Here is a 1,139-nt window from a genome sequence, read left to right as displayed (position 1 = left end):
CAAGGCACCTTGCTCTCCTTGCAAAGGGCCGAAAGTGTAACCCATGTCTCCGGAATGAACTGTCACCCATCTCTCGGGAAGGGCACTGAAGACACAAATGCTTGATCTCGGCCCGCCGACTGCGCCGGCAAGCCTGCGCAGCTGAATTATGAACTTTCGGGGCGCACGGTCTCCACGCCCAGCGAGCCGGCTGGAAGCGGCTGCAGCAGTTCGGCTTCCGGCTTCGTCAGACTGAGCCAAGCCGCCCAATCGCCGGGCCGAAGCACCACGACCTGCCGACTGTGATAGGGCGCAATATCCGGTCCGGGCTCGGTCGTCAGCATGGTGAAGGTTGGCGGCTTGTTGCCGGCAGCTTCACGCCAAAGCCCCGCGATGGCCATGAACGGCGAGCCGTTGAGCGTGAAGCGATGCTTGGCCTTCGGATACTTCGTGCCCGTGAACTCGAAGAAGGCGGATGCCGGCACGAGGCAGCGTTTGCTGCCGGCGAATTGCCGGCCTTCGGAGCGGAAGTTGAACACTGGTCCGCCTTTCGGGCCGGCCGGCGGAAATCCGAACGTCATCGACGTCAGTTCAACAACGCCGGTGTCGTCGGCGGCGCGCATGATCGGGGCTGGATCGTTGATGTAGATGTTATCAACCCGCGGCAGGTCAAGTTCGGTCTGATGGGTCGGGATCTCGAGTGCCAGCGACTCCAGCATCCGGCAATATTCCGCCCAGAGAATATGCTGCTCATAATCGTTGCACATGCAAGGCTCCGGACCGGGCCGCCAGTTTACCTCACGCAGCGCGGGCATAGTGCGGCTCTTTCAGGCCTTCGAGAACGCCGAGGCAGGCTTTGCGGGCGGCGACGTGATAGCGGCCCGTCTTCGCGGGCCAGCGGTTCATCAGGATGTCGGCGGCCTGCGCCACGCGCTCCACCTTGTAGATCGTGTTTCTGGACCTGCCGAGCGCCACCCGAACCGGCTCATCGAAATGCTGGTCTTGCATGCTTCGCCTCCCGAACGCGATCGCGAGTCAATTCGGCATGCACTGAAATGGTTCCAGAAACGAAAGAAGGTAGTGTGCTGAGAGTTCTGCAAATTCGCTGAGAGGGGGCGGTCATGGCAGGCTGGTGATTGTTCACGTCACCTGATTCCCGC

Annotated in this window: 2 protein-coding genes; both read right to left on the bottom strand. The window is 61.5% G+C overall.

Annotated elements, in window-relative coordinates:
- Nucleotides 1-146: 146 nt before the first annotated feature.
- The gene (locus NKH22_RS31465) at nt 147-746 is read right to left on the bottom strand and encodes an SOS response-associated peptidase (protein WP_023808480.1); all 600 of its coding nucleotides are present in this window, start codon (nt 744-746) and stop codon (nt 147-149) included.
- Nucleotides 747-777: 31 nt separating this feature from the next.
- Nucleotides 778-987, bottom strand: a complete 210-nt coding sequence (locus NKH22_RS31460) for a DUF982 domain-containing protein (protein WP_023695080.1) — start codon at nt 985-987, stop codon at nt 778-780.
- Between the last annotated feature and the right edge of the window lie 152 nt (nt 988-1,139).

Origin of the sequence: Mesorhizobium sp. M1252 (assembly GCF_040318265.1) — a bacterium.
Lineage (GTDB): Bacteria > Pseudomonadota > Alphaproteobacteria > Rhizobiales > Rhizobiaceae > Mesorhizobium.
Note: the sequence above shows the minus strand (reverse complement) of the source record. Positions and strands in the feature narration are given on the sequence as shown.